Genomic DNA, 23,378 nt, shown 5'->3' with positions numbered 1-23,378 from the left:
GCCCAGGTATTTCGCAACGGCAACTGTCAAAGTCGCAGGAGTCGTTGCCAGCGGACCTCGCCGTCCTGCCGCACGTCGGTAGCGGCGAGCCCGGCGGACGTGGCGACGGCGGCGGACGCGTGGTGGTCGGGATGGACGTGGGCGACGACGGTGTGCACCGGTTCGGTCGCGAGCCAGCCGACGAGACCTCGGGCGGCCTCGCCTGCGATGCCGCGCCCCTGCCACGGCGTGCCGACCACCCACGCGATCTCGGCGACCTGGTCGGCGATCGTCGCCTGGACGGTGCCGACGAGACGGCCTTCGTCGCGGAGGTGGATCACCCAGTTGAGCCAGCGTTCGGCCGGGTCGGGGGAGCCTGTGGCCAGTCGCCGGTATCGGGCGAGGAGGGCGCCGGGGGAGTACGGGGCACCGCCGATGAAGGTGTGCAGCGCCGGGTCCGCCAGCACGCCGGCCATCTCCTCGGCGTGCTCGACCTGGAGCGGCAGCAGGTCCAGCCGGTCAGTGCTGATCATGCAGTTGGTGGCGGTGCAGGAAGGCGGCGACGAGGTCGTCGGTGAACGCGCGCGGCACGGGTGCGCCGGTGACCAGGGCGCGGTAGTGGACGGGGCCGACGAGGTGGTCGAGTGCGACGTCCACGTCGAGGTCGCCGGGCAGTTCGCCGCGCTCGATCGCGCGTAGCAGTGGGACGCGGTCGCGGTCTCGCTGGGCGCTGAGGTGGTCGTCGCGCAGCCGGGTCGCGAGTTGCGGGTCGTGCTGGGCCTGGCCCGTCAGTGCGCGGAACACCGCGCCGGGATCGGACTGGGTGAGGAACTCGGCGAGCCGCGCCAGGTGGGTGCGCAGATCGGTGCCGAGGTCGCCGTGGTCTTCCGGCGTGAGGTGCTGGGCCATGTCCTCGGTGAACGCCTCCAGCAGCACGTCGACCTTGGACGGCCACCAGCGGTAGATCGTCTGCTTCGCGACGCCGGCCCGTGCGGCGATGCCCTCGATCGTCACCCCGGCGAAACCGCGTTCGGCGAGCAGGTCGTCGGCCGCCTCCAGCACGGCCTGCCGCGCTTCCTCGCTGCGTCCGTGCCGGTTTCCGCGATGCGCGGTGCTGCTCTCCATCGCCACCTCCAGGAGCCGTACCTTAGCTCGGGCTAGTCTAGACGCAACGTTGCGTCTACTCTGGCCGCCATGACCATCACCTTGCACGAACCGCGGGTTCGCTCACTCCTCGACCGGCTGTTCGGCGCCGCCGCGTCGGACGACACCTTCGACACGCCGTGGGACGACGTGCGCTCGGTCAGCGCGCAGGAACGCGCCGACGCGCTGGCCGATGTCTACATGCCGATCTCCGCCAGTGGTGGCGAGCTCCTCTACGGACTGGTGCGGTCCAGCCGGCCGGACACCGTCGTCGAGTTCGGCACGTCGTTCGGCATCTCGACGCTCTACCTGGCGGCGGCCGTCGCCGACAACGGCAAGGGGCACGTGTACGGGACCGAGATGTCCGCGGCGAAGGTCGCCACCGCGCGGAAGAACCTCGACGAGGCGGGTCTCGGTGGTGTCGCGACGATCCTGCCCGGTGATGCCCGTCGCTCGCTCGCCGGGCTGGCCGGCCCGATCGGGCTCGTCCTGCTCGACGGCTGGAAGGACCTCTGCCTGCCGGTGCTGCGCGACCTCGAACCCCGGCTCGCACCCGGCGCGCTGGTCGTCGCCGACGACATCGACCAGGAGTCGATGGCCGGCTACCTCGCCTACGTGCGCGACCCGGCGAACGGCTACGTCAGCGTCGCGTTCCCGGTCGAGGACGGCATGGAGATCAGCTGCCGGGCCTGACCGGATCCACCGCTACCGGCCCTTGGCAATGAGTCTTTTGCGGACGATGTCAAAAGACTCATTGCTAAGGGCCAGGTCAGCGACGAGTAGCCCACCGGTGTGCCGGAGGGTGAACTGATATATCGGATATCAGGTGGTGGGTGAGGGTGCTGGCGGAGGTGCCGGCGCGGTGGCGGACAGGGCCTTGGCCATGGCTTCGAGGGTGAGCTCGATCTGCCAGGAGCGGGCCCCGCCGTCGCGCAGCACGGTGGCCACGGATTCGGGGGAGAGGTCCGCCGGCGGCTGCCAGCAGGTGCGGCGCACCAGGTCGGGCAGCAGGAGGTTCTCCACCGGCAGGGTGTTGGCCTCGGCGATGGTCGCCAGTGCCGTGCGGGCCGCGGCCAGGCGGGCAGCGGCGTCCGGGTCCTTGTCCGCCCAGCGGTTGGGCGGGGGTGGGCCGTCGTGCTGGCCCGCGGGTTCCGGGAGCTCCGACTTGGTCAGGGCGGCGCCCTTGCGCAGGGCGTTCATCCAGACGCCGGACATGCGGCGCTGAGCTCGGCCGCGGAAGACCGGGAGAGCCAGCAGTTCGGCTTCGGACGCCGGGTTGCGGGCGGCCGCCTCCATCAGCGCGGAGTCCGGGAGGACTCGGCCGGGGGCGATGTCGCGATCGCGGGCCACTGTGTCGCGGGCTTCCCAGAGGGAGCGGACCAGGGCGAGTTGCCGCTGGTTGCGCACGCGGTGGATACCCGACGTGCGCCGCCAGGGGTCGGTACGGGGGCGCGGCAACGGCGCCGTCCGTACCGCCTCGAACTCCTCGAGCGCCCAGGCGAGTTTGCCCTGGCGCTCCAGCTCGGTTTCGAGAACGTCGCGCAGCTGCACGAGCAGCTCCACGTCCAGAGCGGCGTACGTCAGCCAGTCGGCAGGAAGGGGGCGGCGCGACCAGTCGGCCGCGCCGTGCCCCTTCTCCAGCCGAAAGCCGAGCAGCCGCTCGACCAGCGTGCCCAATGCCACGCGTTCGAACCCAGCCAGCCTGCCCGCCAGCTCGGTGTCGAACAGCGCGCCGGGTCGCAGCCCGAGTTCGGCGAGGCACGGCAGGTCCTGAGACGCCGCGTGCAACACCCACTCAGTGCCGTCCAACGCCTGCACCAGTGGGTCGAGCCGTCCGCCTAGGGCGATCGGGTCGACCAACCATGTGCCGGCGCCTTCCCGGCGCAGTTGCACCAGATAGGCACGCTGTGAGTAGCGGTAGCCCGAGGCTCGCTCGGTGTCCACCGCGACCGGGCCCTTCGCCCCGGCGAGCGCGTCAGCGGCTCGCCGGAGCGCAGCAGGATCGGCGACCACGGGCGGGACCCCATCAGCAGGTTCCGTCAGCGGTACCGGATCTGGTCCGGTTGGTGCGGTTGGCTCGTCGGCGGGTACATCCACAGCGGATGACCCTACGACGATCGCACCACTCACAGGTGTTCTCGGCCGGTTCAGTGCTTCAAACCGGTATCTAACGGATCACGCCGGCACGCATTGCCAGCGCGACCATCTGAGCGCGATCCCCGGTGCCCAGCTTCCGGCCGATCCGCGACAGGTGAGACTTCACCGTCAACGCGGACAAGCTCAGAGCCTCGCCGATTTCCTTGTTGCTCTGGCCATCGGCGACCAGCTGGAGCACCTCGACCTCACGCGCGGAGAGTTCCCGCGGCGTGTTGTCCGTGCCCGGCACCCGAGTACCCGCTGCGAGTACTGGTGCCACGCTCGGATCTGCGTAAACGCCACCATCGAGAACCCTGCGCACCCCGTCGGTGACCACCATCGGAGAGGCGGACTTCAGGAGGTACGCCTGGGCGCCCGCCTGGAAGGCCGACCTGACCGCGTAGGGGTCGTCGGAGGATGCGAGGACCACGATGCGGGGCCAGCCCTGAGCACGGAGTTCCGTGACCAGGTCGATGCCGGTGCCATCCGGCAGGCCCAGATCGAGGATCGCGAGGTCGCATGGTCCGGTAGCGAGTGCCCGCGCCCGAGCCTCCGCCACCGAAGCGGCCTCATGAACTGTGCCGGCTCCCATTTGGGTGAGCCGGGCTGATATCGCCTCCCTCAGCAGTGGGTGGTCGTCGACCACCAGCACTGAAAAAAGCTCTTCCCGCGGGTGCGGGACCATGTTCGCCGGCAACGAGCCGGCTGGCGTGGTACGAACGGCCTGACCTAAGCCGACGGCAGCCACGTCACTACCTCCCTGGAGTCGGTCGTGCCCCCCGACCGGCACCGGAGACTTTCGTCCAATCAGCCGCGCCACTGATCGACCGAAAGTGGTGTCGTCTGGGGCAGCGTAGCCGCCCATGCGGGTCTACGGGACGATCAATCGGGTATCTATCCCTATTGAGTTGTGACAGATGGCCTCATGTGTCACACGATCGGATGACAACTAGATAGGGGGAGTAACACGCGTCCCTCTCAGAACGACATCTAGGAGTTGGTTGTGCAGAGCTCTACCGGTCACGAGCGAGCCCGTGCGTTGCTGCAGCGTGTGCCCCTCGTCGACGGCCACAACGACTTGCCGTGGGCTCTGCGCGAGTTCGGTGATGGAACGGGCGAGGACGTCTACACGACCGCCGCCAAGATCGATCTCACGGAACGTCATCCCAGCCTGCACACGGACATCGTGAAAATGCGCGAGGGCGGCTTGGGGATGCAGTTCTGGTCCGTCTGGATTCCCGGCCGGCTGGCGGGAGACGGCGCCGTGACCGCCGTGCTGGAGCAGGTCGAACTGGTCTACGAACTGGCGGAGCGTTACTCCGAACACCTGGGCATCGCCACGACCGCCGCCGAGGCTGAAAAAGTTTTCGCGTCCGGGCGTGTCGCCTCCCTCCTGGGTGCCGAGGGCGGACATTCCATCAACTCTTCACTCGGGGTGCTGCGAGCGCTGCGGCGTCTGGGCGTCCGGTACATGACGCTCACCCACAACGACAACACGCCGTGGGCCGACAGCGCCACTGACCAGCCAGAACACGGCGGGCTGACCGAGTTCGGCCGCGACGTCGTGCGCGAGATGAACCGGATCGGCATGCTCGTCGACCTGAGCCACGTCGCGCCCAGCACGATGCACGCCGCGCTCGACACGAGCGTCAAGCCTGTGATCTTCAGCCACTCGTCCTGCCGCCACGTCGCGGACCACCCGCGCAACATCCCGGACGACGTTCTGGTCAAGCTGAGGTCCAACGGCGGTGTGGCCATGATCACATTCGTCCCGGACTTCGTCTCACCCCGTGTCGCTGAATGGGACGCAGCCCTTCGTGACGCGATGACCGCCGCCGGCGCGAGCCACGCCGACATGGGGGAGCGCAAGACGTTCAGCGAGAAGTGGTCGGTGGACAACCCGAAGCCCAGCGCGACCCTCGACGACGTCGTCGCGCATCTCGAACACGCGCGTGAGGTCGTCGGCATCGACCACATGGGTCTCGGCGGCGACTACGACGGCGTGAAATCGCTTCCGCAAGGACTAGAGGACGTCTCGACCTATCCGAACCTCATCGGCGCACTGCTCGACAAGGGCTGGTCAGAGGACGACTGCACGAAGCTCGCGGGCGCGAACATCCTGCGTGTCCTGCGCGACGCTGATCAGCCCGTCTGAAACAGCCCTGGCTGTATCAACGCTGCCCGAAGAGAGTGACGCCGACCGGCGGCAGTCCCACGGCTGTCGCCATCAGCTCGTAGAACGCGGTGCCGTGCTCGGCGAGTTCTCCGTCGAGCGCGGTCCACGAGGCGCGCAGCTCCAGGTCGTCGGTGCGAGCGGGTCCCGCGATGTCGCCGAACCGTGCCGAGGACGTCTGGGTGACCGTGCCGCCCAGTGCGGTGAACCCGGCACCGGACTGTTCGAGGGCCTCCGTCAGCCACGACCACCCGACCTCGGGCAGCAGTGGATCGGACGCCAGCTCGTGGTCCAGTTCGACGCGCACGTACGCGACAACACGCAGGACACCGCCCCACGCCTCGTCGCCGTCCGGGTCGTGCAGCAGCACGAGCCTCCCGGTCGACAGCTCGTCCGACGGGCCGGTGACCTCAGCCGTCAGCGCGTACGCCCACGGCGCGAGCCGCTGCGGTGGGCGAACCTCGGTGAGTTCGATCTCGGGCCTGTGGCGAACCGACTTGAGCGTCCCCACCGCCCGGCGGAAGATTTCCGGCTCGGTCACGCAACTGACTGTATGCCTCGCAAACCGACCGAGTGATGGCGGCACGCCGAGACGTGGGACCATGAAAGCGATATGAGCGCACAAGTTCCTCTCCTCGTGGCCGCAAGTGGCGGCACCCCGTCGCACACCCCTGTCTGGTTCATGCGGCAGGCGGGACGGTCGTTGCCCGAGTACCGGGCACTTCGCCAGGGCACCGCGATGCTCGACGCCTGCATGGACCCGGAGATGGTCTGCGAGATCACCATGCAGCCCGTCCGGCGGCACGGCGTCGACGGCGCGATCCTGTTCTCCGACATCGTGGTGCCGCTCAAGGCCGCCGGTGTCGACCTGGACATCGTCGCGGGCACCGGTCCCGTGGTCGTGAACCCGGTCAGGACGCTCGAAGACGTGCGACGGCTCCCCGAGCTGCACGCCGAGCAGGTCCAGCCGGTCGCGGACGCGATCGGGCTGCTGCTCAAGGAACTGCCCGCCGAGGTCGCCCTGATCGGGTTCGCCGGCGCGCCGTTCACGCTCGCCTCCTACCTGGTCGAGGGCGGGCCGAGCAAGAACCACGAGCGCACCAAGGCGCTCATGCACGGCAACCCCGAGCTGTGGCACGCGCTGCTCGCCAAGATCGCGGACGTCACCGCGGCGTTCCTGCACGCGCAGCTCGACGCCGGTGTGCAGGCGGTCCAGCTGTTCGACTCGTGGGCGGGCGCGCTGTCCGAGCGCGACTACCGCGAGTTCGTCCTGCCGCACTCCACCCGCGTCCTCGAGACGATCAGCACCGTGCCGCGCATCCACTTCGGCGTCGGCACCGGTGAGCTGCTGCCCGCGATGCGCGAGGCCGGAGCGGACGTCGTCGGCGTCGACTGGCGGATCCCGCTCGACGTCGCCGTGCAGCGTCTCCAGCAGGCGAACCCCGAGCTGCCGAAGCCGGTCGTGCAGGGCAACCTCGACCCGGCGTTGTTCTTCGCGGGCTTCGAGGCCGTCGAACGCGAGGTGCGCCGCATCCACGCCGAGGGCAAGGCGGCCGCGGGCCACATCTTCAACCTGGGCCACGGCGTGCTCCCCGACACCGATCCGGAGATCATCACCCGGACCGTCGAACTGATCCACAGCTTGTAATGCACGGAAGAGTGCCGCACGTCGCAGTTGTCGGAGGAGGCATCTCCGGCCTGGCCGCCGCGCACAGGTTGCGGATGCTGCTCGGTCCCCAGGCCAGGATCACGGTGATCGAGCAGTCCGACCGCCTCGGCGGCAAGCTGCGCACCACCGAGCTCGCGGGCGTGCGGTTCGACGTCGGCACCGAGGCCTTCCTGCACCGCAAACCCGAGGCGCAGGAGTTGATCAACGAGGTCGGGCTCGCCGATCACGTCGTGCATCCGACCGGTGCGAAAGCATCGGTCCACGCGGCCGGGCGCACGCACCAGCTGCCGGCGCACACGTTCATGGGTGTCCCGGCGAGCGTCGAGACCGTGCGGCACATGCTGTCGTCCGAGGGCGCGTTGCGGGTCGAGATGGAACCGACGCTGCCGCCGATCGAGCTCAGGGGCGGCGACGTCGCCGTCGGCGCGCTCACGAAGGACCGGTTCGGTCCCGAGGTCGCCGACCGGCTGGTCAGTCCGTTGCTGGGTGGTGTTTACGCGGGCCGCGCGGACGAGCTGGGCCTGCGCGCCACGATGCCGCAGATCGCGTCGCTGCTGGACAAGGGCGTCGGCTCGCTGCTCGCGGCCGCCGCGATGATGATGCCCGCGCCGCCACAGCCCCGCGCCGCACGTGCGCCCGTCTTCGCCAGCCTCAGCAACGGTGTTCAGTCGCTGGTCGACCGGCTCGCCGAGGTCGCGAAGCCGGAAGTCCGCCTGGGCCTGCCGGTGCGCGTGCTCTCGTGGCTGGGCGACGGCTGGCGGTTGGAGATCGGCTCGGCCGCGACGCCGGAGTACCTGGACTGCGACGGCATCGTGCTCGCGGTCCCGGCTCCGTCGGCGCGCAAGCTGCTGCACGAGATCGCGCCGCAGGTGTCCGCCGCCTACAGCAAGATCGAGGTCGCATCGATGGCCGTGGTCGCGCTCGCGCTGCCGCCGGGCACCGAGCTGCCGGACCGCTCCGGCATCCTGATCGCGGAGGGGGAGCGGTACAGCGACCGCATCACCCCGTTCACCGCCAAGGCGTTCACGTTCTCCAGCCGCAAGTGGTCCCACTACGGCGAACCGGTCGTGCTGCGCGGTTCGGTCGGGCGGCACGGCGAGACGGCGCTCCTGCAGCGCAGCGACGCCGACCTCGTCAAAGCCGTGCGCAACGACCTGCACGAGCTGACCGGGATCAGGGCGGAACCGATCGACTACGTGGTGCAGCGCTGGGGCGGCGGGCTGCCGCAGTACGGCGTCGGCCACGTCGACCTGGTCGACACCATCGAGCGGGGCATCGGGCACGTGCCGGGCATCGCCGTCGCGGGCGCCGCGCTGCACGGCGTCGGTGTGCCCGCGTGCATCGCCACCGCCGACGCGGCCGCCGCCCGTGTCGCAGCACACCTGCTGGGCCGCGTTCGCCGTTGAGCGGCCCGTGCCAAGATGGACCTATGGCGCGCCTGAACTACAACGAACTCAACGACACCATCCGCTACACGATGTGGTCTGTGTTCCGGGTCGAACCGGGGAAGCTGCCGGAGGACCGAACGGCTGCCGCCTCCGAGACCCAGAACTACCTGGACGCGTTGGAGGGCAAGGGCGTCATCGTCCGCGGTGTCTACGACCTGGCCGGTCTGCGGGCCGACGCGGACTTCATGATCTGGTGGCACGCCGAGGAGATCGAGCAGGTGCAGGCCGCCTACACCGGCTTCCGCCGCACGCCGCTGGGCAAGGTCTCCACGCCGGTCTGGTCGCAGGTCGCCCTGCACCGCCCGGCGGAGTTCAACCGCAGCCACATCCCCGCGTTCCTCGCGGGTGAAGAGGCGCGCAAGTACGTGTGCGTCTACCCGTTCGTGCGGTCCTACGAGTGGTACCTGCTGCCGGAGGAGGACCGCCGCAAGATGCTGGCGGACCACGGCAAGGAAGCCCGCGACTTCCCGGACGTGCGCGCGAACACCGTCGCGTCGTTCGCGCTGGGCGACTACGAGTGGCTGCTCGCGTTCGAGGCGGACGAGCTGCACCGGATCGTCGACCTGATGCGTCACCTGCGTGGCACTGAGGCGCGACTGCACGTGCGTGAGGAGATCCCGTTCTACACGGGCACCCGCATCCCGGCGGCCGAGCTGGTCACCAACCTGCCGTGACAACGAGAAAAGGGCCGCCCCGGAGATTTCAGGGCGGCCCTTTTCCGTCAGTGCACTAGCTCACCTTGTAGGCGTGGATCACGGTCACCTCGACCGTGTTGCCCTTGGCGTCCTTCGCGGTGGCCTTCAACGAGGTCCACTTGGCGCCCGCCGGGTGGTAGACCAACGCGCTGTTGCCGACCACACCCGCGTTGCGCCACGACTTGCCGTCGTCGTGCGAGTACTGCACGCCGGTGACGCGCACCTTGCCCGTGTCGCCCGTCGACTGCGTGAGCAACCCGATGCGCTGCAACGTGCCCGCGGGCACCGCGCCGTTGTCGTCGAGCTTGGGCGTGAACCGCACGACGTTCAGCGGAATGGTGCTGACCACGTTCGGCGCGCCCTTGGACTTGAACGTCCACGCCGCGGACACCTTGCTGCTGAACTCGAACTGCGAGCTCCGGTCGAGGTCCGCCGTGAGACGGAAGTCGGCCTCCGGCAGCGGCACGTTCTGGAAACTGCCGCTGGTGCCTTCACCGATCAACACGCCGTTGCGCTCCAGCGCCACCCGGATGCTGTCCACAGTGGAGCCGCCCTGGCCGTTGTTCGCGTCGCTCAGCATCGGAACGCTGGCGAACAGCTGCGTGCCGGACCGCTGGGCGTACGGGTACGGGGACTCGGGCAACGCCGGCGAGAAGACCGGCTGGTTCTCCCGCTCCTGGTACGTCTTGCCGGCCTCGTACGTGCGGAGTCCGGAGATGGTCTGCTCCCGGCCGCCGTTCGCGTGGGTGATGCTCACGATCGACTGCCAGCGCAGGTCCTCGGTCGTCACGTAGTCGATCGCCTTGCTGCCCACCGGTACGGGGTAGAGCGCGGAGCCGCCGCTCAGGCCGTGCACCGACGTCGGGAACTCGCCCTTGGTCGCCAGGCTGTCCGGCTTGAGGCCGCCGATGGTGGCCTCGACGCGAGCCAGGTCCTTCTTCTCCGGCGCACGCGTCAGGCCGTTCGGCAGGCTGCCGCCGACCGGGTAGGACAGCCGGTAGTAGACGTTGGCGTCAGCTGCCGAGTTCGCGTGCAGCGTCGCCAGCGACGACAGTTCCTTCGGCGAGAGCGGTCCGCCGACCTGGGCCGCCGAGATGCCGTCGAAACCACCGAACGAGATCAGCCCGGCCTGCACGATCTGCTGGCCGTACGTGCGCCGGTACGAGAGCTCACCGACCACGAAGTTGCCGGTGGGTTCCGGTGCCTTCACCGACAGCGGCTGCGCCAGCCGGGCGTCCTGCTTGATCGTCAGGTCACCGGTCAGCTTCACGGTCGGCTGGAGCACCATGTCGAGGCCCTGCGGCGAGCTGAAGGTCGACTCGACCGAGTAGACGCCCTTCGGCATGCGGATCTTCTGGTCACCGGCGCCGAAGATCGCCTTGAACCCCCTGCTGTCCAGGCCGTCGATGAACGTCAGGGCGCTCTCGGGGTCCTGCCCGTCCTTGGTGGTCAGGTCGATGGTGAGGGTGTAGCTCTCCACCTCGCGGTCGATGCCGACGAGCGTGCGGACGGTGTGCGTACCGGACGTGGCCACGACCTCGCCGCTGTACGCGGCGTCCTGGGTGCCGATGCGGGTGTCACCGGTGACCTTGACGGCCGCGGTGCCCTTGGCCGGAACCGTGACCTTCGAGGCGCTCAGCGAGAACATGCCCTGCGGCGCGGTGGACTTCAGCGCGACGTCGAGCGTGATCGCCGCGTCGGTCGGGTTGGAGTAGGTGATCGACCTGGTCTCCGGCTTGTCGTCACCGTGCGGCCACTCGTGCCGGCCGAGGTTCACCGCGACGACGTCGGCGGTCAGCACCTGGTTGATCGCGTTGGCCACGTCGATGCGGCCGGCGCCCTGGTCGAACGCGCTGACGCCCGCGGTCGGCTTGGCCGTGGTGGCCAGCGCCGACTTGAGCTGCGCGGGCGTCCACTCCGGGTGCTGCTGGCGCAACAGGGCCGCGGCACCCGCCACGTGCGGCGTCGCCATGGACGTGCCGCTCGCCGCGAAGTGGTCGCCGTTCGTGCCCGCTGCCGCCGCGACGATGCCGACGCCCGGTGCGGTCACCTCCGGCTTGAGCCCGCTGTCTCCAGCGCGAGGGCCTTTGCTGGAGAACGGCGCGAGCGAGTCGTCGCGGTCCACGGCACCGACCGACAGCGCGGCCTCCGCGGTGCTGGGCGAGCTGACGGAGCCCGTCGAACCCGAGTTGCCGGCGGCGATGACGAACAACGTGCCGTACTGGGCCGTCAGGTCGTTGACCGCCTGCTCGAGCGGGTCGATCTCGGGGGTGTCGCCACCGCCGAGGCTCATGTTGACGACCTGGGCACCCTGTTCGGCGGCCCAGCGCATGCCGTCGAGGATCCACGACTCCTGGCAGCCGAACTCGACGCAGACCTTGGCGTCGATCAGCTGCGCGCCGGGCGCGACGCCGCCGTACTTCGCGTCGTGGCTCGCGACCGTGGAGCCGACGTGGGTGCCGTGGCCGACGTTGTCGGTGTTGTCGGGGTCGGTCGTGAAGTTCTTCTCCGCGACCTGCTGGCCCTTGAGGTCGGGGTGGTTCTCGTCGACGCCGGTGTCGACGATGGCGACCTTGATCCCCTTGCCGGTGATGCCGCGCTGGTGGGCGGCCGGTGCGCCGATCTGGGCGACGCTGCGGTCGAGGCTCGGCTTGCGCATGCCGTCGAGCCAGACCTTGTCACCGGAGGCCGCCTCCGCCTTGAGAGCGCTCCAGTCGTCGGAGGACCGCGCCGCGAGTCTGGCGTGACCGTCCACGATCAACGGCATCCGGTCGCGGTAGCCGAACTCCAGCAACGTGGTGACGTCGAAGAGTCTGCGGTCGAGCCGGCCCGCCGCCAGGGGCCCGAACGCGTCCTTGGGAACGACCGTCGTGTGCCCGTCGGTACCGCGGTGCGTCTTGAACGTCATGCCCTGGCGTCCCGCGCCGGGCTGAATCGCGACGACGTGCTGTCCCTGCCCCAGGAGGACCTTGTCGCCGGTGACGAGCGTGACCTCGTCGATCGTCTTCTGCGGTGTGCTCGCCGGTGGTGCGGCGGTGGCGACCGCCGGTGCCGCTGTCAGTGCGAGCGCCGTGAAGGCGGCGCCCAGCACTTTGGATTTTCCGCGCATTCGAATCCCCTCATGGTTCGAATTTCTGCGCGCTGTGGTCCGCGCAGGCCGGAAGGCCTTCCGCGACAAAGTGAAGCAATGCGAAAAAGGTCCCCCAACCCTTTTGAACGTATCGATGGTGGCGGGGGTCACACAGGGCTGAACGGGGGATTCTTGGTGGGGAAAAGTTCGCCCGTCAGTTCGATTGCCAGAACTTCCAGCGAGTCTTGCGATTCACCGACAGTTCGCCTGACGCGCGACACCATTCGGCGAACGCGGCGGCATCCTCACGCGCGCGAGACCCCGCACGACGTGGGTGTTCGACGGCGTAGGCGTCGAACAGCGGTCGAAACCGGTCGCCGAGCTCGTCGGCGACCGCAGGGCCGAGCATCCGCACGATGCTGCGCCGTTTCGACAGCAACGCACGCCGTTCGACGTTGAGACGTTGTTCGTCGAATCCCGCCGGAACAGGTCCTTTTGCGAGCAAAGCATTCAACAGCTCGGCCTGCTGGGCGGCAAGCCTTTCGCGTGCGGCCGAATGCTCATTTCCGCCGATCATTTCAGCCACGGTGCTTGTCCACGACCGCGCGGATCGCGGCCAGTTCGGACGCGATTTCGGTGTCGGACGGGTAGTTGTCGTCGCGCTCCAGCAGAACGCCGGGTGGCTTGACGCGTGAGCACAGTTCGTCGAGAACGCCGAGCACTTCCGGCAGCACCGCGTGGGCGTGCGTGTCGTGGTAGATGTCGCCGTGCTCTTCGCCGCCGGCCACGTGCACGTAGGCCAGGCGCTCCAACGGGATCTCGTCGAGGAAGCGCTCCGGGTCCGTGCCGATGTTGCAGGCGTTCGCGTACAGGTTCGCGACGTCCACGAGCAGCCAGCAGTCCGTGCGCTCGACGAGTTCGGCGAGGAACTGGCCCTCGGACAGTTCGCCGTCCGGCCACTCCAGCAGCGCGGCGACGTTCTCCAGCGCGAGCGGCACGGGCAGGTTCCGCTGCGCGAGCTTGACGTTCTCGACGAGCACGTCGAGGGCGTCCTTGGTGCGCGGCACCGGCATCAGGTGGCCGGAGTCGAGCCCGCCCGCCCGGACGAAGCACACGTGGTCGCTCACCATCGGCGCGCCGACCGCCTCCGCGACCTCACCCAGGTGCCGGACCCGGTCGAGGTCGACCTGGTCCGCGCCGCCCAGCGACAGCGACACGGCGTGGGGGAGCACCGGGATGCCGCGTTCCAGCAGCAGCGTCACCGACTCGGGCAGGTGTCCGATGTGGAGGTTCTCGGCGACGACCTCGACGAAGTCCACGCCGGGCAGCCGTTCCACGGTCAGGTCGATCTCCGGGCGCCAGCCGATGCCGACACCCAGGTCCGTGATCCCCGCCATCAGCTGCCTCCTCCGCCACCGCCGCCACAGCTGCTGCCACCCGACGAGCAGCTGCTGCCGCTGCTCGACGAACAACTGCTGCTACTGCTACCACAGCTGCTGCTGCCACACCCGCTGCCGCAGCTCGATCCCGCGGCGCCGCATCCGCCGCCACCGCGCGAACCGGACTTCTTCTTCCGCTTCAACGGGATCATCTTGACCACGCTCTGGGACAGCTCGAAGAGGTCGCCGACCTTCTGGCTCGCCACGTTGCCGGCGAAGCCGTACAACGCCACGGCGAGCACCCGGTCGCTCGCGGTCACGTTCTTCAGCACGGCCTTGCCCGCTCGGGTGACCGGGCTGCTGCCCCGCGCCCAGAAGCCGATCGCGAGAAAGCCGACGGCACCGATGAAGAATCCCGGCAGCAGGAAACCGAGCACGGTCATCAGCCCGGCGGCCCCGAAGAAGACCCACCACGCCTCGGCGCGCCTGCGGGCCTTGCGCATGAGGTTGTCGCTGAGCAGTTGCCGGTGCAGCGCCTGCATTTCGTTGCTGTATGCGGCGGTCTTCACGACCTTGTTGAACGACACCGGCGTCTGCACGCTCTTATGCATGCGCGCCTCGACAGGCGTGTTCCTGTGGTGGCCGTACTGGTGCACGGCGGACACCCGGCCGTCGCGTGACACCCGGACCAGTCCGGCGTCGAGCAGCCTCGCCAGTGCCGTCTCGGCGGCCCTGCCCGGTCCTGCGCTCAGGTAGCCGATCTGCTCGGGGGACAGCTGGGTCCCTTGTGTTGTCGTCGGTGTGACCATGGATTCCCCCTCAACTGCTCGAACTGCTGCAGCTGCTGCTGCTGGAACTGCTGCAACTCGAACTACTGCTGCTGCAACTGCTACTGCTGCTCGAACAACTGCTTGAACTGCTGATGCTGGAACAGCTCGACGACGAGCCACCGCAGTTGTGATGACTCCAGTCGTACGAGGTGCTGCAACTGCTTCCACACCCGCCACCGTGCGAAGTGGACCGTGTCGTGTGGCGCTTGCCCTGACGCAGGCCGAACAACGCCACCTGGTCCGCACCACTGCGCGGATTCCTGTACGCGAACTGCAGCACTGTCTTGCCGTGCTTGGTCAGCCGGCCTCTGCTGCGCGTGAGCACGATGAGGACCACCAGTGCGACCGTCAGCACGAACAGCCTCGCGTCGAACACGAACGCGGCCGGCACGGTGGCGACGGCCAGCAGGAACATCAGGAACCGCAACCCGTTCCGGCCGTTGCCGTTCGCTCGGCGCACCATCGAGCGAGCGATGAGACTTTGGTGCAGTGCGGCCATCTCGTTGCTGCGCATCGCCACCTGCACGACCTGATTGATCGGGCGGGCGGCGCCGTGCAGTCCGGCGAGGACATACGCCTCGACCGCTGTCATCGCGCCGTAGGTGTTCTGGTGGACGGCGGTCACGAGTCCCTCGCGGGAGACGCGCACGAGACCGCCGTCCATCAGCCGGGCGAGCACGGCTTCCGCCGCCCTGCCCGGTCCCCCTGCCAGGAACCCGATCTCCTCCGCTGACCAGACCGTCTGATGCGGTGTCGAAGATGTGGACATCAGCACTCCCCTCACTGGTGCCAGTGCTTCTTCGACGTGAGATCTACCCCCGGGTTCCTGTTGTTACCTGAAAAGAACCGATCAACGGGTCAGCCGCCTCCGCCGCCGCACCCACCACCACAGCCGCCGCCCCCGCCGCAGCTGCTTCCGCTCGAACACGAGCTGACGCTGCCGCCGTCCCCGGTGTAGCCGGTGGAGCTGCCGCCGTAGCTCCCGCTGCCGGAGGAGGCGAGCAGTGAGCTGCGCACCGCCAGATCCGGGTAGACGGCCAGGCCGCCGAAGAGAACCAGCCCCGCCGCGCCCGCGTACAGGGCCTCGTCGGACGTCGCCGCACTGCGGGTGTTCGTGGTGCGGGCGGCGTCCAGCACGCTGTTGCCCTTGCTCGTGCGCACGTGCTTGCCACGTCGCGTGAGGACGAAGATCAGCGCCCCGGTGATGACGAGCTGCAACGTCAGCCAGCCGATGTTCGCGCCGATCGCGATGCCGTTGACCCAGCGGACGACACCGATCGCGAGCAGCACCCACAACAGGACGGATCCCTTGCGCAGCGCGCTTTTCGCGACGTCAGGGTTGACCACCAGCCCCATGTCCTCGAGCCGCCGGCCGATCGCCGTGACGGCACCGTCCCCGGTGAGGGCCGGGATCATCAGGTTGACCGTGCGGTTGGTGTAGCGCTGGGCGTCGGTGATGACGGCGCGGTCCACCGAGTTGAGTGACTGCGTGGTGGACGTGGCCTGAACGGTGCCACGCCGTGAAGTGCGAAGCTCACCCGCTGTGAGCAGCCGTGCGATGGCCGTTTCGACCACGCGCCGTGGACCTCCCGCAAGATATGCGAGCTCGTCCATGTCCAGGGAGCGCACGGGCTGGTTGCTGTGACCCGCCCGTACGCGTACCCGAACGACGATCGCGACCAGCACGGCGAGTGCCAGTCCGATCCAGTACAGCTGAAGGAACTCAGGTCCGGACAATCCCCAAGGCCTCTGCATGCGACCCACCCCCTGACTGCCCCGAAGTTGCTTCGGTAGCGTCCATGGTGTGGTCCGGGCCACATGCTCACAAGGCTTGTTGACTAAGCCTTAGGGTTGTCCGGTTTCTGTCACTGATTCGTGGCTGTGGCTCACTGTTCGTGGCTAGCTCGACGAGCCGCCGTCGACTCCGCCGGAGCCTTCACCGTCGGTACCGAAGAAGTTCATGGTGCCTCCCAGGTCGGTCCTGGCCGCTGCGGCCGGACTGAGCTCAGTCTCCTATTCGGACGGAACGAGTTTCAAGGAGACGGAGTTGATGCAGTAGCGCTGGTCCGTCGGAGTGGGGTACCCCTCACCTTCGAAAACATGCCCCAGGTGGCTGTGGCATGTGGCGCAGAGCACCTCCACGCGCTTCATCCCGAGCGCCCGGTCCTCCCGCAGGATCACCGAATCTCCGGCCAGTGGCGAGAAGAAAGACGGCCAGCCGCAGTGCGAGTCGAACTTGGTGTCGCTGCGGAACAGTTCGGCTCCGCACGCACGACACTCGTAGAGGCCCTCGGTCTTGGTCTCGGTGTACTCGCCCGTCCACGGACGCTCGGTGCCTGCCTGGCGCAGCACCGCGAACTCGGCGGGGTTCAGCTGGGCGCGCCATTCCTCTTCCGAACGCACGACTTTGGGGGTGGCGCCGACAACAGGTTCCATGTCCCTTTATAACGCGAGCACCGCCGCAGGGCTTCCCGGCGGCGGTGTGGCGGACGGCGCCGTAAGGGCCCGTTAAGGAGTCGTTCTCGTTTGGATCAGAAGGTGTTGGCCTGAAACGGGGTTCAGAAGATGATGGCGAGGATGTCGCCGAGCGCGAACCAGATCGTCAGGAGCACGCCGAGCAGGATGAGCCCGACGACGATGACGGCCACCATCCGCTGGTGCCCGCTCGTGCGGTTCGCCGAGTCGGCGAAGTCCTGCACACCTTCCAGGTACCCCTCGACGGTGTAGCCGGGGCGCTGCCGCTTCATCTTGTCGAGATGCTCGGCGAACGCCTTCGTCTCGGGGTCGTGTGGGTCGAGGCCGATCAGTTCCTCCTGGAACTTCTCACCCTCGTCCTTCGAATCGCCCATAACCACCAGCCTAGTGGTGCGGCACAGAACCTTGGCGAGTGCATTCACGCTCAGCAGGGCACCTCGCGGTACCGCCCCCGCACCCCCATACGTCCAGTATGAGGATGCGAGGGCGGCACCACGATGCACCCGTCTGACCGCGAATTCACCCGGCAACGTTCTGCGCCGCACCACTAGTGCCCGGGATCAACCGGCCAGGGCTAGTGCGGGCTTGACGGCGCCGACCGCGCGTCCGTGACCGAGAACCGGCACCGTGGCGAGGTCCTCGACCAGGCTGACGTCCACCCCGAGGCGCTTGAGCACCGCGACGACGACGACCGCGCGAGCCCGCGAAGAGCCGTCGGCGATCTTCAGCGCGACGCCCTCGCCGCTGGGCAGGCCGACCGCGTAGACGCCTTCCGCGCCGTCCTTGGCGATGACGCCGGGCAGGGCGTCCATCAACACGGTGACGTCACGCCCGGTACCGCCGACCCACTCCGCGTGCTTGTTCATCGCGGCGGCCACGCGGTGCTCGAGGGTGCCTTCGGGAGCGGCGGCCAGCCGGCCGAACGCCCGAGCGAGCCCGGTGAGGCTGATCGCGAAGATCGGGGCACCGCAGCCGTCGACGCCGACCTGGGCGACGGGCTCGCCGGCCACGTCCTCGATCGTCCGGCGCGTGGCGACCTGCAGCGGGTGCGTCGGGTCCAGGTAGTCGCCGGTGGACCAGCCGTTGGCGACGCAGGTGGCGAGCATGGCGGCGTGCTTGCCGGAGCAGTTCATGTACTTCGGGGCGGGGCCGAGCCCGCGGGCCAGGTGCTGCGCGCGGGCCTGCTCGCCGATCGGGAGGTCCGGGGTGCACTGCAGCGCGTCCTCGGTCAGACCGGCGGAGGCCAGGATCCGCAGCGCGCCGGCGACGTGGAAGTCCTCGCCCGAGTGCGAGGCGCAGGCCAGGGCGAGCAGCTCGCCGTCGAGGTCGAGGCCGCTGCGCAGCATCGCGAGGGCCTGGAGCGGCTTGTTCGACGAGCGCGGGAACGCGACGTCGCCGGGGCGGCCGATGGACAGGGTGGGGGTGCCCGACGCGTCGGTGGCGACGACGGTGCCGTGGTGCACCGACTCCAGGAAGTCGCCCCGCCAGACCTCTGCCACAACCTCGTGTCCCATGTCGTCCCTCCCGCGCCTGAAGTGCCCGTCAGCTGGCCAAACTGCCAACTGTCGACAGTTGACAACGTGGCTAGTGTAACCAGGAGACGGCCGGTGCCGTCCAGATCAGGAGACGAAAGTGACACCTCCGACCCCGCTGCATCTGAGTCTGGCCGGACAGGCCGTCGACGTCTTGCGCGAGCAGGTGCTCACTGGGGAAATCCCTCCAGGCTCCCGGGTCAACGAGGTCGAGGTGGCGCAGAAGCTCGGCATCAGCCGCGGTCCGTTGCGCGAGGCGATCCGGCACCTGGCCTCCGAGGGGCTGCTGACGCTGGTCCCGCACCGCGGCGCGTTCGTGCCCGATGCCAACCCGGACGAGGTCAAGGCGCTGTTCGAGCTGCGCACCGCCCTCGAATGCGCCGCCGCGGAGCTGGCGGCGTCCCGCCGGACCGACGTCGACCTGGTGCGGTTGCACGAGGTGTGCGCGGAGAGCCGGCGCAACTACAAGGCGGGGCAGCCGTTCCCCTACCGACTGGACCTCGCGTTCCACCAAACATTGCTCGACGCCGCACGCAGCGCACGGATCGCCGAGCAGGTACGGCTTGTGCAGCAGCGAGTTGTTCTTCTCCGCAGTGCGCTCGAGGACGACCCGCCGCACCAGCACGCGTCGATGGACGACCACGACGAACTCGTCAAGGCGATCGAGGACGGCGACGCGGCCAGGGCCTCGATCGTGATGCGGCGACACCTCTCTCGGGTGTGTGCGCAGATGTTGACGAGTTTGAAGCACTAACTTCAGTTATATGGATTTCGGCGGTGGTCTGACGTTCGGGGCGAGGCTCCTGCACCACCGCAAGCACGTCGGGCTCAGCCAGGAGGAGCTCAGCGAGCGGTCCGGGGTCAGCGTCCGCGCCATCAGCGACATGGAACGCGGCCGGGCCCGTTCGCCCCAGCGCCGTACCACCGAGGCCCTGGCCGACGCGCTCGGCCTCGACGACCGCGGCCGCGAGGAGTTGCGCCGGCTCGCCCGCACCGGCCGGGTCGCGCCGCGGAACCCGGTCTGGTCGCTGCCGCTGTACGTCGCGGACCTCGTCGGCAGGGACGCGGAACTCGACACGATCGCCACCACGCACGACCGGCTCGTGGTCGTCCACGGTGCGGCGGGCACGGGCAAGACGAGCCTCGCCGTGAAGGCCGCCCATCTGCTGGAGGGCCGTTTCCCGGACGGACAGCTGCTCATCGAACTCGACGGCGACGCTCCGCTCGAACGGTTGTTGAAGGACCTCGGCGTCCCCACCGCGCACATGCCGGAGGACGCGAACGGCCAGAGAAGGCTGTACTTGTCGTTGCTCACGGGGAAGCGCCTTCTGCTCGTGCTCGACGGTGCGAGCGCGGAGGAGGAGGTGCGCACGCTCGCGGCAGACGAACCGGGCTGCCTGACGATCGTGACGTCCCGGCGCAGGCTCGCCGCCCCCACCCGGATCAGGCTCGGCGGGCTCACCGAAGAGGCGGCCGTCGAGTTGCTCGCGTCGATCGTCGGGCAGCACCGCGTCGACGCCGATCTGCCCACCGCGCACGAGCTCGTCCGGCTGTGCGGGATGTCGCCGCTCGCGTTGCGGATCGCCGGCAACCGACTCGCCAGCAGGCCGCGCTGGCCGCTGCGGCACCTGGTGGAGCAGATCGAGGAACGCCGCCTGGCCGCGCTCACCGCGGGCGATCTCGACGTGCGCGGCGCGTTCGAGGTGTCGCTGGCGCACCTGCCGGAGACCGCGCGGCTGGTGTTCCGCCGGCTCGGGCTGCTCACCGGCACCCGCGTCACCGCTGAGCTCGCCGCCGAACTCGCGGGCATCGGTGTCGCCGAGGCGCAGCGGGCGCTGGAGGATCTCGCCGACGTCAGCCTGCTCGACGCCGACGACCACGGTTACTCGATCCACGGCCTGGTCAGGACGTTCGCCAACAGTCTCGTGTGAGCGCGTTCCACCATCATCTGCGAGGGTGATCAGGTGCGCGCGACCACCTTCAGCGAGTTCCTGCGCTTCTACCGGCGCCGGGCGGCACTCACCCAGGAGGATCTCGCCGCGCACACCGGTCTGGGCGTGCGCACGCTGAGCGACCTCGAACGCGGCCGGGTGCACACACCTCAAGTGCATACAGTCGACCTGCTGGTGACGGGGCTCGGCCTGGACGGTGCCGAGGCCGACGAGTTCGTCGCGCTCGCCAGGTCGTCGGAGGCGGCGCAACCCCGTCCCGAACGCACCGACTGCGCGCCACCGCCTGCCGAGACCCTGGTCGGCCGAGAGCCGGAACAGCAGGAACTCGCCGAGTGCATCAGCCGTGCGACGGCGTCGTCGGTGCTGGACGTCGTCGTCGTGCACGGACCTCCGGGCGTGGGCAAGACCTCTCTCGCGGTGGACGCGGCGCACCGGTTCGCGGGGCAGTTCACCGACGGCAGCCTCCACCTCGACCTGCGCGGCATGGACGCCACCCCGCTGTCCGCGGAACGGGCGATCGCGCGGCTGCTGCGGGCGTTCGGCGTCCCGGACGCCCGGATGCCGTCCGATCCGCGTGACCGCGTCCGCCTCTACCGGTCGATGCTGCGCGAACGGACCGTGCTGCTGGTGCTCGACAACGCCGCGAACGAGGCCCAAGTGCGGCCGCTGCTCGCCGCGAGCCCCGGTTCGCTCGTCCTGGTGACCAGCCGCAACGTGCTGGCGGGCCTGGACTCCCGGCACCGCCTCGACCTCGGCCCGTTGCGGCACGACGGCGCCGTCGCACTGCTCGCCGCGACCGCCGGTGCCGACCGGATCCAGGCGGATCTGCGGTCGGCCGACCTGGTCGCGGGGCTGTGCGGCGGCGTCCCGCTGGCGCTCGCCATCGCGGGCCACCGGTTGGCCGGTCGCACCGCGTGGTCGTTGCGCCACCTCGCCTGCCAGCTCTCCGACGAACGCGAACGCCTCGACGTGCTCGCGACCGGAGACGTCCAGGTCCGCACGGCGTTCGAGCTGTCCTACCGCCTGCTCGCCCCCGGAACCGCGGCGATCTTCCGCAGGCTCGCGCTCATCCACGGCCCGGACACGTCCGTCGCGCTCGCCGCCGTCGCCGCGGACGTTCCGGCCGACGAGGCGGAGACGTTGCTGGAGGAACTCGTCGACGCGAGCCTCCTCCGTCCGGACGTCCCCGGCCGGTACTCGTTTCACGACCTGATTCGTGACTACGCGCGCGAACGCATGCACAGCGAGGAGCCCGACCTCGACACACACCGCTTGCGCACGCGCGATTGGCTGCTGACCACCGCCATGCGGTGCGCGTCGGCGTTCTTCCCGGACGACAACGGCGCGTCCGACCTGATGAGCGCGGACCGCTGGCTGTCCGCAGAGCTCGCGAACTGGCGTGGCGCGTTCCGCGAGGCTGTTGACGACGGTGCCCACGAGCAGGTGCTGGGGCTGGCGCGGTCGATGCACTGGTACTCCGATCACCGCGGAACGGGCGACCTGTGGCAGGAGGTCTACACCGGCGGTGTGACCGCGGCGCGCGAACTCGGCGAGCGGGAGCAGCAGGCCCAGCAGCTCAACTTCGTGTGCTGGGTCTACATGGCCCGCCACACGAACATCCCGCTGGCCATGAGGTGGCACGAGGAGGCCTTGCGGGCCGCGCAGGAGTGCGGCTCGCTGGCCGAGACGGCGTGGGCGCACTACTACTGCGCGGGAATCGTGACCCGCACCGGCGACCACGGGGAGGGCGTGGCCCATGCCAGGCGCGCCGCCGAGCTGTTCCGGGAGGCCGGCCGGCCGATGAACGTGGTGCTCGCGTTGTCGTACAGCGGAGTTCTGCTGCAACGGCTGGGTCGCTACGCCGATGCCGTCGAGACACACCGGCGGTGTGTCGCGGAGGAACGCACGCTGCGTGGTGCCGAACGCGGCGTTGCGTTGGAGAACGCCGCACAGCTGGTTCTTCGGCTGGCAGACGCTCTCGTGGCGGCGGGAGACCACGACGCCGCGCTCGACGCGGTGGCGGAGGCGGAGGCGCTGACCGGGCGGGGATCGGCGAACCTGCGGTCGATGGCCCGGCTCACCCGTGGCCGGACGCTGCTCTCGGCGGGCCGGTTCGCCGAGGCGCGCGACCAGCTGACCATGGCGGTGGAGTCGCTTGCCGACCCGGAGGTCAAGGTGGCGGTGCTGATGGAGCTCGCCGGGCTCTGCGACCGCGTGGACGACCGCGACGCGGCGATCCGGCATCGCGTGCGCGCATTGGCCGAGAGCGAACGCTACGAATCACCCGGCATGACCAAACTGCAGCACGAGGTTGCCGACGCACTTGGAATCAACGTGTCAGCGTAGGACCGTGCTGAGAAACGCGTCGGCGTCGAAAACTTCGGTACCGGGCGGCACGAGCCGATAGGTGGCGTCGAGGAACTTCCGCAGCGTGCCTCTCGTCAGCCGGAACACCGTCACGTGCTGGTCGGAGACCAGTTCCAGCACCAGTGCACGGCCGTGCGGGCTCAACCGCACGTCGCCCTCGCCGGACGCCTTGGTCATGCCCTCGGCGAGCAGATCCCGGCCCATGACCCAGGTGGCCACCGCGCCGCCCGAGTGGAACTTCATCGTCACCGCGAACGGGTCGTCCGCCTGGTAGATCAGTTCGGTCTCCACCGGCGCGGTCGTGCCGCTCGGCCGGACGAAGTCGAAGACGGTGCGTGACGCGACCCGCATCGGAACTCCCTGAAGTGTTCGTCTGTGTACTTCAGTTCTCACGCAACGGGTGCCGAATTGGTTCAAGGTTTCGGTGTTGCCATTACCAATTGATCGGTCGAACAGTTCTGGTTCAGGTGTGCGAACGGGCAGACCTGCGGAACTTCTGCCGGTGCTTCTGCATGGTCCTTCCCGGTCGC

Annotated in this window: 22 protein-coding genes and 1 pseudogene; 8 read left to right on the top strand and 15 right to left on the bottom strand. The window is 69.1% G+C overall.

Annotated features, from left to right (window positions below; all coding sequences use genetic code 11):
• Positions 1-26: 26 nt before the first annotated feature.
• Both ACWGE0_RS27020 and ACWGE0_RS27015 read right to left on the bottom strand, forming a co-directional pair.
• Entirely contained in the window at positions 27-512 is a 486-nt protein-coding gene (locus tag ACWGE0_RS27020) for a GNAT family N-acetyltransferase (RefSeq protein WP_452263691.1), read from the bottom strand.
• Complete coding sequence (locus ACWGE0_RS27015) at positions 499-1,104, bottom strand: TetR/AcrR family transcriptional regulator (protein WP_452263690.1); 606 nt, start codon at positions 1,102-1,104, stop codon at positions 499-501. The genes ACWGE0_RS27020 and ACWGE0_RS27015 overlap by 14 nt, the downstream gene beginning before the upstream one ends.
• A 69-nt stretch (positions 1,105-1,173) precedes the next feature.
• Between ACWGE0_RS27015 and ACWGE0_RS27010 the strand changes: the two genes are divergently transcribed.
• Positions 1,174-1,815, top strand: a complete 642-nt coding sequence (locus ACWGE0_RS27010) for an O-methyltransferase (protein ID WP_452263689.1) — start codon at positions 1,174-1,176, stop codon at positions 1,813-1,815.
• Between the two features lie 129 nt (positions 1,816-1,944).
• Here ACWGE0_RS27010 and ACWGE0_RS27005 read toward each other — a convergent pair whose 3' ends face one another.
• Positions 1,945-3,219 carry an HRDC domain-containing protein gene (locus tag ACWGE0_RS27005; RefSeq protein WP_452263688.1) on the bottom strand — a complete coding sequence of 425 codons (1,275 nt, stop codon included), beginning with the start codon at positions 3,217-3,219 and terminating at the stop codon, positions 1,945-1,947.
• A 70-nt stretch (positions 3,220-3,289) separates the two neighbouring features.
• Positions 3,290-4,006: a response regulator gene (locus ACWGE0_RS27000; RefSeq protein ID WP_015099292.1), complete on the bottom strand. Its 717-nt coding sequence runs from the start codon at positions 4,004-4,006 to the stop codon at positions 3,290-3,292.
• Positions 4,007-4,261: 255 nt separating this feature from the next.
• Between ACWGE0_RS27000 and ACWGE0_RS26995 the strand changes: the two genes are divergently transcribed.
• Positions 4,262-5,413, top strand: a complete 1,152-nt coding sequence (locus ACWGE0_RS26995; RefSeq protein WP_452263687.1) for a dipeptidase — start codon at positions 4,262-4,264, stop codon at positions 5,411-5,413.
• Positions 5,414-5,429: 16 nt separating this feature from the next.
• Here the strand turns inward: ACWGE0_RS26995 and ACWGE0_RS26990 are convergent, their stop codons facing one another.
• Positions 5,430-5,972, bottom strand: a complete 543-nt coding sequence (locus ACWGE0_RS26990) for a DUF3000 domain-containing protein (protein WP_030479951.1) — start codon at positions 5,970-5,972, stop codon at positions 5,430-5,432.
• 72 nt (positions 5,973-6,044) lie between these two features.
• Between ACWGE0_RS26990 and hemE the strand changes: the two genes are divergently transcribed.
• The 3 genes from hemE to hemQ are packed head-to-tail and all read left to right on the top strand — an operon-like array spanning position 6,045 to position 9,222.
• Complete coding sequence (hemE, locus tag ACWGE0_RS26985; RefSeq protein WP_452263686.1) at positions 6,045-7,079, top strand: uroporphyrinogen decarboxylase; 1,035 nt, start codon at positions 6,045-6,047, stop codon at positions 7,077-7,079.
• Positions 7,079-8,506: a protoporphyrinogen oxidase gene (gene hemG / locus ACWGE0_RS26980; RefSeq protein ID WP_452263685.1), complete on the top strand. Its 1,428-nt coding sequence runs from the start codon at positions 7,079-7,081 to the stop codon at positions 8,504-8,506. Before hemE ends, hemG begins: the two co-directional genes overlap by 1 nt.
• A 23-nt stretch (positions 8,507-8,529) precedes the next feature.
• Positions 8,530-9,222: a hydrogen peroxide-dependent heme synthase gene (gene hemQ, locus ACWGE0_RS26975; RefSeq protein WP_319966897.1), complete on the top strand. Its 693-nt coding sequence runs from the start codon at positions 8,530-8,532 to the stop codon at positions 9,220-9,222.
• Between the two features lie 55 nt (positions 9,223-9,277).
• On the opposite strand, the gene ACWGE0_RS26970 is transcribed toward hemQ, so the two are convergent.
• The 9 genes and pseudogenes from ACWGE0_RS26970 to ACWGE0_RS26930 form a co-directional block, all read right to left on the bottom strand.
• Entirely contained in the window at positions 9,278-12,352 is a 3,075-nt protein-coding gene (locus tag ACWGE0_RS26970; RefSeq protein WP_452263684.1) for a S8 family peptidase, read from the bottom strand.
• A 175-nt stretch (positions 12,353-12,527) separates the two neighbouring features.
• A complete protein-coding gene (locus ACWGE0_RS26965) occupies positions 12,528-12,890 on the bottom strand; it encodes a hypothetical protein (RefSeq protein ID WP_452263728.1) in 363 nt (120 codons plus the stop codon).
• A 1-nt stretch (position 12,891) separates the two neighbouring features.
• Positions 12,892-13,710, bottom strand: coding sequence for a DUF692 domain-containing protein (locus ACWGE0_RS26960; protein WP_452263683.1), 819 nt, complete (start codon positions 13,708-13,710; stop codon positions 12,892-12,894).
• Complete coding sequence (locus ACWGE0_RS26955; protein WP_452263682.1) at positions 13,710-14,642, bottom strand: TIGR04222 domain-containing membrane protein; 933 nt, start codon at positions 14,640-14,642, stop codon at positions 13,710-13,712. Before ACWGE0_RS26955 ends, ACWGE0_RS26960 begins: the two co-directional genes overlap by 1 nt.
• Before the next feature lie 106 nt (positions 14,643-14,748).
• A pseudogene (locus ACWGE0_RS26950) lies at positions 14,749-15,291 on the bottom strand (TIGR04222 domain-containing membrane protein); the annotation flags it as partial.
• Between the two features lie 89 nt (positions 15,292-15,380).
• Entirely contained in the window at positions 15,381-16,277 is an 897-nt protein-coding gene (locus tag ACWGE0_RS26945) for a TIGR04222 domain-containing membrane protein (RefSeq protein ID WP_452263681.1), read from the bottom strand.
• A 258-nt stretch (positions 16,278-16,535) separates the two neighbouring features.
• Positions 16,536-16,958, bottom strand: a complete 423-nt coding sequence (msrB, locus tag ACWGE0_RS26940; protein ID WP_093605244.1) for a peptide-methionine (R)-S-oxide reductase MsrB — start codon at positions 16,956-16,958, stop codon at positions 16,536-16,538.
• Positions 16,959-17,080: 122 nt separating this feature from the next.
• Positions 17,081-17,371 carry a hypothetical protein gene (locus tag ACWGE0_RS26935; RefSeq protein ID WP_452263680.1) on the bottom strand — a complete coding sequence of 97 codons (291 nt, stop codon included), beginning with the start codon at positions 17,369-17,371 and terminating at the stop codon, positions 17,081-17,083.
• Between the two features lie 186 nt (positions 17,372-17,557).
• Positions 17,558-18,511, bottom strand: a complete 954-nt coding sequence (locus tag ACWGE0_RS26930; RefSeq protein WP_452263679.1) for an asparaginase — start codon at positions 18,509-18,511, stop codon at positions 17,558-17,560.
• A gap of 118 nt (positions 18,512-18,629) precedes the next feature.
• Between ACWGE0_RS26930 and ACWGE0_RS26925 the strand changes: the two genes are divergently transcribed.
• The 3 genes from ACWGE0_RS26925 to ACWGE0_RS26915 are packed head-to-tail and all read left to right on the top strand — an operon-like array spanning position 18,630 to position 22,827.
• Positions 18,630-19,283 carry a GntR family transcriptional regulator gene (locus tag ACWGE0_RS26925; protein WP_452263678.1) on the top strand — a complete coding sequence of 218 codons (654 nt, stop codon included), beginning with the start codon at positions 18,630-18,632 and terminating at the stop codon, positions 19,281-19,283.
• A 10-nt stretch (positions 19,284-19,293) separates the two neighbouring features.
• A complete protein-coding gene (locus tag ACWGE0_RS26920; protein ID WP_452263677.1) occupies positions 19,294-20,460 on the top strand; it encodes a helix-turn-helix domain-containing protein in 1,167 nt (388 codons plus the stop codon).
• A gap of 33 nt (positions 20,461-20,493) precedes the next feature.
• Positions 20,494-22,827: a helix-turn-helix domain-containing protein gene (locus ACWGE0_RS26915; RefSeq protein ID WP_452263676.1), complete on the top strand. Its 2,334-nt coding sequence runs from the start codon at positions 20,494-20,496 to the stop codon at positions 22,825-22,827.
• Here ACWGE0_RS26915 and ACWGE0_RS26910 read toward each other — a convergent pair.
• Positions 22,819-23,199 carry an SsgA family sporulation/cell division regulator gene (locus ACWGE0_RS26910; RefSeq protein WP_452263675.1) on the bottom strand — a complete coding sequence of 127 codons (381 nt, stop codon included), beginning with the start codon at positions 23,197-23,199 and terminating at the stop codon, positions 22,819-22,821. The two genes, ACWGE0_RS26915 and ACWGE0_RS26910, sit on opposite strands and share 9 nt — an antisense overlap.
• Positions 23,200-23,378: the final 179 nt, after the last annotated feature.

This window comes from Lentzea sp. NPDC054927, assembly GCF_053610285.1.
This window is presented reverse-complemented; position numbering and strand designations above follow the sequence as displayed.

Bases quoted from the DNA above. Each gene is read 5' to 3' on its own strand.
- ACWGE0_RS27020 (WP_452263691.1), bottom strand. From the start codon at position 512: ATGATCAGCACTGACCGGCTGGACCTGCTGCCGCTCCAGGTCGAGCAC.
- ACWGE0_RS27015 (WP_452263690.1), bottom strand. From the start codon at position 1,104: ATGGAGAGCAGCACCGCGCATCGCGGAAACCGGCACGGACGCAGCGAG.
- ACWGE0_RS27010 (WP_452263689.1), top strand. From the start codon at position 1,174: ATGACCATCACCTTGCACGAACCGCGGGTTCGCTCACTCCTCGACCGG.
- hemE (WP_452263686.1), top strand. From the start codon at position 6,045: ATGAGCGCACAAGTTCCTCTCCTCGTGGCCGCAAGTGGCGGCACCCCG.
- hemG (WP_452263685.1), top strand. From the start codon at position 7,079: ATGCACGGAAGAGTGCCGCACGTCGCAGTTGTCGGAGGAGGCATCTCC.
- hemQ (WP_319966897.1), top strand. From the start codon at position 8,530: ATGGCGCGCCTGAACTACAACGAACTCAACGACACCATCCGCTACACG.
- ACWGE0_RS26970 (WP_452263684.1), bottom strand. From the start codon at position 12,352: ATGCGCGGAAAATCCAAAGTGCTGGGCGCCGCCTTCACGGCGCTCGCA.
- ACWGE0_RS26965 (WP_452263728.1), bottom strand. From the start codon at position 12,890: ATGATCGGCGGAAATGAGCATTCGGCCGCACGCGAAAGGCTTGCCGCC.
- ACWGE0_RS26960 (WP_452263683.1), bottom strand. From the start codon at position 13,710: ATGGCGGGGATCACGGACCTGGGTGTCGGCATCGGCTGGCGCCCGGAG.
- ACWGE0_RS26945 (WP_452263681.1), bottom strand. From the start codon at position 16,277: ATGCAGAGGCCTTGGGGATTGTCCGGACCTGAGTTCCTTCAGCTGTAC.
- msrB (WP_093605244.1), bottom strand. From the start codon at position 16,958: ATGGAACCTGTTGTCGGCGCCACCCCCAAAGTCGTGCGTTCGGAAGAG.
- ACWGE0_RS26935 (WP_452263680.1), bottom strand. From the start codon at position 17,371: ATGGGCGATTCGAAGGACGAGGGTGAGAAGTTCCAGGAGGAACTGATC.
- ACWGE0_RS26930 (WP_452263679.1), bottom strand. From the start codon at position 18,511: ATGGGACACGAGGTTGTGGCAGAGGTCTGGCGGGGCGACTTCCTGGAG.
- ACWGE0_RS26920 (WP_452263677.1), top strand. From the start codon at position 19,294: ATGGATTTCGGCGGTGGTCTGACGTTCGGGGCGAGGCTCCTGCACCAC.
- ACWGE0_RS26910 (WP_452263675.1), bottom strand. From the start codon at position 23,199: ATGCGGGTCGCGTCACGCACCGTCTTCGACTTCGTCCGGCCGAGCGGC.